Consider the following 10,105-nt stretch of genomic DNA (forward strand, 5'->3'; position numbering starts at 1 on the left):
AAATTTTAGTTATTTATAGTTTTTAGTCATGTGAAATCATTGAGAGAAACCTATTAACCTACATGTATATTTTAAGGTTTTAGTTGGTTTCTCTATAAATTTTAGTTATTTATAGTTTTTAGTCATGTGAAATCATTGAGAGAAACCTATTGACCTACATGCATATTTCAAGTTTTTAGTTGGTTTCTCTAGAGCTTATAATGATAGCAAGCATCAGAGAATGACTAAGTAGGAGGGGACTAAATTTGAAGGAAGAAAAGGAAAAGAAGAGTTTTATGGAGAAGATGGCAACCTTTATTGTAGATAAACGAAAAGGAATGTTTTTGGCATTTATTATAGCTATGATTTTTTGTGCTATTTCTTCTAGCTGGGTTAAGGTAAATGATGATATTACGCAGTATTTGCCAGATACGACGCAGACAAGACAAGGGCTAAGCATTATGAATGATGAGTTCATGACATATGGTATGGCAGATGTGATGGTTGATAATGTTTCCTTTGAAAAGGCCAAGCAAATAGCTGATGAACTGGCTACAATTAAAGGAATTAAGTCAGTAGATTTTGATGAGACGACTGAACATTATAAAGATGCTAGTGCCCTATTTAAGGTAACCTTTGAGGGAAGAGAAACAGATGATATTAGTGTTGTGGCTATGAACAGTATGAAGGATAAGCTTCAAGGCTATGATACATATATTTCAAGCGTAGTAGGTGCAGGAAAAGCAGAGCTTATTCAAAATGAGATGAATACTGTTATGGTAATTGTTATTGTCATTATTTTAAGTGTGCTTTTATTTACAAGTCAGACGTATATGGAAATCCCTGTTTTGCTGATTACTTTTGGCGCTGCTGCACTTTTGAATATGGGGACGAACTTCTTATGTGGTGAAATCTCTTTCGTATCCAATTCGATTGCTGTTGTATTGCAGCTAGCATTGGCCATTGACTATGCGATTATCTTATGCCACCGTTATACGGAAGAACGTGAGCTGATGGCACCTAGAGAAGCTGTTATTACAGCACTTAGTAAGGCTATTCCAGAGATTGCATCATCTAGTTTAACAACTATTTCAGGTATGGTTGCCCTGATGTTTATGCAATTCCAATTAGGATTTGACCTTGGTAGGGTACTAATTAAAGCAATTTTATTTAGCTTGTTATCTGTGTTTACTTTAATGCCCGGGCTCTTACTCTTATTTTCACCTTGGATTGATAAAACGCACCATAAGAATTTCGTACCGAATATTACACTTTGGGGTAAATTTAGTGTAAAAACACGTTTTATTATTCCACCCATCTTTTTGGTGATATTAGTTGTAAGTCTTGTATTATCTAATAAATGTCACTATGTATATGGTTATTCAACACTTTCAACGATTAAAAAGAATGATTTGCAGATTTCTAAGAAGAAGATTAATGAAACATTTGGTAGTGATAATCTAGTTGTTATTATGGTGCCTACAGGTAACTATACAGCAGAAGAAAAAATGATTCGTGAGATAGAAGGGCTTTCCTTTGTAGATTCTGTTCAAGGTCTAGCGAATACAGAGGCGATGGATGGCTATATCCTTACAGAGGCGTTATCACCTCGTCAGTTTGCAGAGTTGACAGACTTAGATATTGAGGTGGCGAATATTTTATATTCAGCTTATGCAGCTAAGGAAGAAAGCTATGGAAAAATTGTAGCGGGCATTGATCATTATAGCGTGCCGCTTATAGATATGTTTGACTTCCTTTATGAGCAGAAAGAAGAGGGATATGTCACATTAGATGATGAAATGAATGACGAAATTGAAGATATTCATGAAGAGTTAGTAGATGCTAAACTTCAACTTAAAGGTGAAAATTATAGCCGTATTTTATTACATACAAGTTTAGATGAAGAAGGAGAAGAGACCTTTAGAGCCATTGATGGGCTTCATGAAATTATTAATAAATATTATGCAGAAGGTGGCTATGTGGTAGGGGATTCTACTAGTGACTATGACTTAAGTTCCAGCTTCGTAAGAGATAATATGATTATTAATATTTTATCAGCTTTATTTGTAACAGTGATTCTAATCTTTACTTTCCAATCAGCAGGGCTACCTATTTTGCTGATGATGATTATTGAAGGTAGTATATGGATGAACTTCTCAGAGCCGGTTTTAGCAGGAAATAATATGTTCTTCTTAAGTTACCTTATTGTAAGTTCTATTCAAATGGGCGCCAATATTGACTACGCTATTGTTATTACTAATAGATATCAGGAACTTAAGCGCTCTATGCCAAAGAAAGAGGCAGTTGTTGAAGCTTTAAATGAATCATTTCCAACTATTATTACTTCAGGCTGCATCCTAGCAGCAGCAGGTGTATTTATCGGATTTTTATCTTCCGATGAGGCGATTTCTTCTATTGGACTGTGTTTAGGCCGTGGAACTTCTATTTCAATTATTCTGGTTATGAGTGTTTTACCACAACTGTTATTGTTAGGTGATTTTCTTATTGAAAAAACAGCCTTTACGATTACCTTGCCAGATCATAGCCGCGGACAGAAAGGAAACCTTGCTATTGATGGACGCGTAAAAGGATACGTATCTGGTATGATTGATGGCGACTTTAAAGGACAGATTCAAGGGACATTAAGTGTGGCAGTAGATGGCGAGAAAAGGGAGGTAGCCGAAGATGACGAGAAAAAATAAATGGACAGCTTATCTTGTAGTAATATGTATGGTCTTTTCTGTATTTGGAAATGGCATAACTCTTTTTGGAGCAGAGCTTAAAAGTATAGAGCTTCACACCGTAGAAGATTTAATGAGTTTAGCAGAAAAATGCAAACTTGATACCTGGAGTCAAGGAAAGTATATAAAGCTTATGAATGACATTGACCTTTCTGGTAGTGGCTTCAATGGCATTCCCATTTTTGGAGGAGAATTTGATGGTGGCGGCTATACATTAAGTGGCCTTAGTATAGAAGGCAAGGGTCAGGCTCAGGGCTTTTTCCGTTATATAGAAGAAGGCGGCATGGTTAAGAACCTGACACTTAAAGGAAATGCTAGCACCAGTGGAACCAAGAAAATAGTAGGCGGCATAGCAGGACAAAATGCCGGGACGATTAAGGATTGTAATTTTATAGGGAATGTAAATGGTGAAAGTTACATAGGAGGCATAGCAGGCATTAATGAAGCAAATGGAAAAATCATTGGCGTGGTAGCCCAAGGTATTGTGACAGGAACGCATTACGTAGGTGGAATAGTAGGAGAAAATCTAGGCACTATTTTAATAAGTACCAATAAAGCTAAGGTTAATAATGCAGTGAGTGAGGTGGATGTGACACTTGAAAGTATAGAAAATCTTGATAAAGAGCACTTAAATGCATCAGAAAATATTAAATCTAACACAGATGTAGGAGGCATAGTAGGTTTTTCCACAGGCATTATTCAAGGCTGTGAAAATCAAGGTGTGATAGGTTATCAGCATATTGGCTATAACGTAGGCGGCATTGTAGGAAGACAATCAGGATATGTGAATGCGTGTGTAAATTATGGCGAGGTGTATGGCCGTAAGGATGTAGGGGGCATAGCAGGACAAATTGAGCCTTATATTACACTTCAGTTTTCAGAAGGTAAATTAGGGAGTTTGCAAGATGAGCTCAATAAATTACAGAGTCTCATGAATAAGGCGATTGCAGATACAAGTAGTTACTCTAATGATATATCAACACAGTTAAATAACACCAAGTCCTATGTAGATTCAGCCATTGATTCTACTAGCTCTTTAGTAAGACAAACTGAAACACTTTACAATGGTACCATGGATAGTGTCAATGATTTAAGTGCAAGGGTAAGCAGTACTTTAGACGATTTAGTGCCTATCTTAGATAAAGCTCGTACAATGGGTGATGACATAAGTGTGGCAGTAGATGAATTAAGAGAGGCTACTTCAGCTATTGAAGTGACTTCAGATAAGGGGCAACAAGTCCTTGATAAGCTGCAAGATGTCTTAGATAATTTTCAGGATAATGGAAAAGATTATACAAAAGCAATGGAAGCTATTTCTGATGCCATGAGTGACCTAAATAGCAGTATTGGGGATCAGGATAAGATGGCAGATGCTTTAAATGCACTTTCTAAAGGTTTTGAAGCTTTAGCTGATAGTTTTTCTAAAATGAGCAACGGGGTAAATGACTTTAAAGAGGCTATGAATGAGCTGAAGCAATGGATAAAAGAAGAGAAAGAATGGAATGACCTTGTGACGGGGTTAGAAGAAGTTAGTAAGGCTTTAGAAGAAGTAAGTAGTGCAACTGATGAGGTGATAGGAGCTGTAGGTGAGTTATTAAAGGCAATGGATGAAGGGGATATTACATCAGCGTTTAATAATTTACAAGCTGTATCTGCTAAATTTGTAAGTGCCATGAATCACCTAGAAAATGCTTTAGGAGCAATTAATAAGGATGATATTACAGGTACGGATATAGAAGCTGTGATTCAAGAGATTCAAGAAGGTACAAGCGCGCTACAAGAAGGGATGGAAGACGTGGAGGCAGCAATAGAAGACCTTCAAAAAGCAACTTCCAATGCGGAAAGTGAGGCAGCCCGTCAAAAGATAAAAGAAGGACTTAAAAAACTTCAAGATGCCTTAGGAAAATTAAATGAAGCGAGTAAGAAGATTACTAAGGCATTAGAAGGCCTCAAAGATAATAATGACAGTGGAGAACTTGAGCAAATTAAAAAGAAGCTAAGTGACGCCTTAAAGAATATGGGAGCAGCTATAGGCGATGTATCTAGTAGCATTTCTGAGATTCAAAAGGCACTTAATGAAGTAAATAATCAGATACAGCTTAAAAAATTACAGTCAGCTATGGATTTATTAGAAGAAGCAGTAGATAAGCTTATAACAGCAGCTAAAAATACAGATAAGGTAATCGATAGTGTAAAAGTAGCAGTTGATAAGTTTCAAGATACTGCCAAGTCAGCAGATGATGTAACTTCGAAAATAAAAGAGACCTTAGACAGTTTACATACCGTCAGCATAAAAGGCTCGGATGTCGCGGAGGAAATTCATAGCCTTATATCAGATTTAGCAGCAAAACCAACTATTACATTTCCGAATATTGATAGTAACTATATTCAAACAACAGATGATTTAAAAGGCTCTTTAAACAATGTTTCTAATAGCTTAGGGCTTTTGAATGATGTAATGCGTGAAAACAATGACATCATTGTTTCAGACCTAAAAAGTGTAAGTGATCAGCTTTATATTGTTATTAACCTATTAATAGATGCAACTATAGATAATGAAGCGTTAGATGGAGATTTAAGTGAATATCATGAAGATATTTCAGATCAAGATACGAATAATAATACCCAAGGCAAATTAGCAAAGTGTACAAATGAAGGTGAAATTCAAGGCGATGTGAATGTTGGTGGCGTTACAGGTTCTATGGCCATAGAATATGATTTTGACCCTGAAGATGATGTGACCAAGAAGGGAGATACATCTGCAAAGTTTCAGTATTTAACGCGAGCTGTTGTGAGAGAATGTGTGAATAAAGGAAGTGTTATTTCTAAGAAAAACTATGTGGGTGGTATTGTAGGACGCATGGACTTGGGTTCTGTTATAAGTTGTATGGGATATGGCAAGATACAAAGTAATGATGGGGATTATATAGGCGGTGTGGCAGGCGCATCATATAGTCATATCCTGGATAGCTTTGCGATGTGTGTACTGTCTGGAGGTAAAAATGTAGGTGGTATTGTAGGCTATGGCACCAAGTTGACACATAATTATGCAATGGTGGAAGTTGAGGCATATTCAGAAAGCGTAGGAGCGATAGCAGGTGCAGTTGAACAGATAAGTGAGCAAAGCGATAATTACTTTGTAGACCGCGGTATTGCAGCCATTGATAACATTAGTTATGCAGGAAAGGCAACCCCTATTTCCTATGAAGAGTTTATCAAAGCACCCAATCTCCCAAAAGAATTTACTTCTTTATCGTTAACCTTCATGGCTGATGGCGAGAGAGTAGGGGAGATACCTTTTAAATTTGGTGAAAGTATCAGTGAAAATGAGCTTCCACAGATTCCTGAAAAAGCAGGTTATTATGGAAGCTGGCCTAAATTTGACTATAGTGCCTTGACTTTTAGTGCAACACTAGAGGCTATTTATACACCATATACAACTGTAGTTGAAAGTACGACAAGTGAAGATGATAGGGCAGTGGCATTAATAAAAGGAGCCTTTGGCGCAGATGCAGTATTAAGTGTAACAAATGCGGATGTTGTACCACCTAAAGATGTGAGCAGCAATGCAAAAGTATGGGAAGTTACTATTGCGGATACAAATCTAGGTGTTTCTTCACAAGATCAAGCAGCTAAGGCAACAAGCAACCCCTATGAATTACGTTTATTAGTTGGTGAGAAGGGCAAAAATAATATTTATGTCTATCAAGAAGATGGTACATGGAAGAAAATCAATGCCAAGAAAAACGGTAGCTATGCAGTTGTTAGTATGGAAGGCAATAGTAGTATCTTTTGTATAGAGCATCAAAGCTTTTTAAAGGAGATTGTTACATTAATAGGCGGCGTACTGATTATGCTTTTAGGGATTACTGTAGGATTTAAGAAGAGAAAGACAAAGCAGATAGGGTTAAATAAGGGGTCAGAATCCTAAATGTAATAGAAATACTAAAAAGTGGTTAAAATAATCAAGATATAAGTCAAACGATAATATGGATAGAGGGAGACTCGAAATGATCTTGATTTTCATAGGTGGTTTCTTAATGGCCCTGGCAGATAGTGTGCCTGGGGTATCAGGAGGAACCATCGCTTTTTTACTTGGTTTTTATGATGATTTTATTAATTCACTCAGTAATCTGTTTTCTAGAAGACGGGAAACGAGGATAAAGGCTCTGCGGTTCTTGGTGAACCTTGGGGTAGGCTGGATCATAGGTTTTATTATGGCGGTATTAATCTTAACGACTGTATTTGAAAAGAATATTTATGCTGTAAGCTCTTTGTTTTTAGGCTTTATTGTCTTTTCCATTCCACTTATCTTGAAAGAAGAGAAGGAAGTACTTAAGGGGCACTATTTAAATTTGATTTTTACGGTGATAGGAGTTGTCATTGTAGGAGCTATTACGTATTTTAATCCAGTTTCAGGCGGTGGAAAGGTTGTTGATTTAACGCGCCTTAGTATAGGGTTAGCCATTTATGTATTTGTAGTCGCAATGGTGGCGATTTCAGCAATGATTTTACCAGGAATATCAGGCTCTACCCTACTTCTTATTTTTGGCCTTTACTTGCCTATTATGAATGCTATTAAAGAGCTTATTAAATTAAATTTTAAGGCATTGCCTGTGGTTGTTATATTTGGACTAGGCGTATTAACGGGGATTATTTTAGTTATTAAGCTGGTGAAAAATGCTCTAAGACATTATCGTAGCCAGACCATTTATACTATTTTGGGCTTAATGTTAGGTTCTCTATATGCGATTTGCATGGGACCTACAACTATAGAGGGTAATCATTTACCTATTAATTTTTCTAATTTCAGTATTATATTTTTCCTGATTGGAGGGCTCATAGTCCTAAGCTTACAAGGCATCAAGGAATATCGAACGATAAAGAAGGAGTAGAATACTGTAGATATTAGCGAAGATAATTTTAGCATGTAAACCTTATCAAAGGAAGGAAGTAGACAGATGAAAACAAAGATTATCAGTATCTTCTTGATAGTGTTGTTGGCAATTCCTAATATGTCTTATGCGAGTGCAAGCGCTCAGAACAATCAAATCATTAAAGAGTATATAGCACAAAGTGATATTTTTAAAGATAATATATACTATATTGCAGAACTTGTAATAGGTGCGCAACTAAGTAAGCAGGAGTTACAGGAGAATCAAAGAAGAATAGATCAGCAGCTAAAAGATATTGTAGGACTGCAAAAGCAAATTGAGGAGTACAATAATACTCTAAACTATGGAAGTGTTGATAGCAGAAATGCTACGATGCTATTAATTGTAACACATTTTTACAAGAATGCTTATGATGAACTGCTGATTTACATGAATTCAGATGATAAGACTGTAAGGTTTGAAGCCCTTGAAAGATTTTACTATGATATGAATACGGCTGCACAGAAGTTAGACTGGCTGGAACGCTTAATAAGCTAAATTTAAGATAAAGAAAGAGGAAGTCATACGAAATTAATTCGCATGACTTCCTCTTTTTTTACATTTAAAAGACTGTTATATGCTATTTAATAATAGTTACAATGACTTTACTTAATTCATTGGCGATAATAATATGTGTTTAAAGATTTTACAGACATTGTTTTAAGCAAGTTTTTAGGTCTTCATCAGGGGTACTGATAGGTGTAAGATTGAAGGTATCTACAAGATATTGCAAGACTCTAGGGCTTAAGAAAGCAGGCAAAGATGGTCCAAGATAAATACGTTTTACACCTAATGAAAGAAGGGCTAATAAATCAGCTACAGCCTTTTGTTCATACCAAGATAAAATAATAGAAAGAGGTAAGCCATTTACATCTGTTTCAAAGGCATCGGCAAGTGCGGTGGCAATGGCAACAGCTGAATAGACATCATTACATTGACCGACATCTAGAAGCCTTGGAAGACCAGCTACTGTACCAAAATCTAATTTATTAAAGCGATATTTACCGCAAGCAAGTGTAAGAATGATGCAATCATCAGGAACTTTTTTAGCAAACTCAGTATAGTAGTTACGTCCCGGCCTTGCCCCATCACAGCCACCGATAACGAAGAAGTGACGAATCTTACCTTCTTTGACAGCTTTGACGATTTCTTCGGCATGAGAAAGGGTAGCATGATGTCCAAAGCCTACAGTAATTTCATGTGGCGCTTGGTCTTCTTCGAAACCACCGAGTTCAAGTGCTTTTTCAATAATAGGGGTAAAGTCTTTTGTATTATCTTCAAGTGTAGGAATGAATTGTACACCGTCCCAACCTACAGTATTTGTGGTAAAGATGCGGTCTTTATAAGTTTCACGAGGGCGCATTAAACAGTTTGTGGTCATTAAGATACAACCAGGAATGCCATTAAACTGAGTTTGTTGATCTTGCCAAGCACCACCGAAGTTACCGACAAGATGCTTAAACTTTTTAAGTTCAGGATAACCATGTGCAGGAAGCATTTCACCATGCGTATAGATGTTGATGCCCTTACCTTCTGTTTGCTCGAGAAGCATATATAAATCTTTAAGATCATGGCCTGAGACAATAATAAAAGGTCCTTTTTTGATATGCACATTTACTGTATGAGGACTAGGATTTTTAAAGCATTCTGTATTGGCTTCATCTAAAGTTTTCATAACTTGAATACTCATGTCGCCTGTGCGCATGACCCATCTAATCATTTCTTCTACAGAAATATCATCTTTAGTAGCTGTTTCTAAGGCTCTAAAGTAAAACTGATCAACCTGATCATTGTAATAATTAAGGAAACGTGCTTGATGACCATAAGCACTAATCCCTTTAAGGCCATAAACCATCGTTTGTCTTAAGGAACGAATATCTTCATTTAAGTCTTTATCAAACATAATACCGGCACGTTTTGAGTCTGCTAACATCTGTTCTCTTGTATTACTTAAGTTATAAGTAGCAAACTCAGGGTATTCAATATCCATAGGTGCTTTTTGACGGAGTTCTTCTTTGATTTGTTGTGATTTTTTAAGCAGTTCTATATGAACTTCTGCATCAAAGTTAACATTGGTTAAAGTAGTAAAAAGACAATCTTCTACGAATTTGACGATTTCTTTATCAATGAGTTCGCCGCGTTCAATAAGAGGTACAGCATAACAGCTGATTCCCTTTAACTGATAAATAAGTAAGTCTTGTAGATTTGCGACTTCTGGAGTTTTTCCACAAACCCCTAATTTAGTACATCCTTTGCCACCAGCTGTTTGTTCACATTGGTAACAAAACATAGGATAATCCAATATATACAACCTCCTTTTAGTAAGAAAAATAATAATTTATAAATACAAATAAATCATATACATATAGTGTCAAATTAGAGGATATATTATTCTGAATCATAAGCGTAAACTTAAAACTAAATCTTTCCAGTAACAAAAATAATAAAAAT

Annotated in this window: 5 protein-coding genes; 4 read left to right on the forward strand and 1 reads right to left on the reverse strand. The window is 36.2% G+C overall.

What is annotated here, in order from left to right:
* Window positions 1-245: 245 nt before the first annotated feature.
* The 4 genes from AC1VAQ_RS20180 to AC1VAQ_RS20195 all read left to right on the forward strand — a co-directional run bounded on the left by AC1VAQ_RS20180 (window position 246) and on the right by AC1VAQ_RS20195 (window position 8,152).
* Window positions 246-2,681, forward strand: coding sequence for an efflux RND transporter permease subunit (locus tag AC1VAQ_RS20180; RefSeq protein WP_302597449.1), 2,436 nt, complete (start codon window positions 246-248; stop codon window positions 2,679-2,681).
* A complete protein-coding gene (locus tag AC1VAQ_RS20185; protein WP_479904463.1) occupies window positions 2,665-6,651 on the forward strand; it encodes a coiled-coil domain-containing protein in 3,987 nt (1,328 codons plus the stop codon). The genes AC1VAQ_RS20180 and AC1VAQ_RS20185 overlap by 17 nt, the downstream gene beginning before the upstream one ends.
* A 109-nt stretch (window positions 6,652-6,760) precedes the next feature.
* Entirely contained in the window at window positions 6,761-7,615 is an 855-nt protein-coding gene (locus tag AC1VAQ_RS20190; RefSeq protein ID WP_302597447.1) for a DUF368 domain-containing protein, read from the forward strand.
* Window positions 7,616-7,681: 66 nt separating this feature from the next.
* The gene (locus tag AC1VAQ_RS20195; RefSeq protein ID WP_302597445.1) at window positions 7,682-8,152 is read left to right on the forward strand and encodes a hypothetical protein; all 471 of its coding nucleotides are present in this window, start codon (window positions 7,682-7,684) and stop codon (window positions 8,150-8,152) included.
* Window positions 8,153-8,300: 148 nt separating this feature from the next.
* Here AC1VAQ_RS20195 and hcp read toward each other — a convergent pair whose 3' ends face one another.
* Window positions 8,301-9,944, reverse strand: coding sequence for a hydroxylamine reductase (gene hcp / locus AC1VAQ_RS20200; protein WP_334306951.1), 1,644 nt, complete (start codon window positions 9,942-9,944; stop codon window positions 8,301-8,303).
* Window positions 9,945-10,105: the final 161 nt, after the last annotated feature.

The organism is Cellulosilyticum sp. (assembly GCF_982396655.1).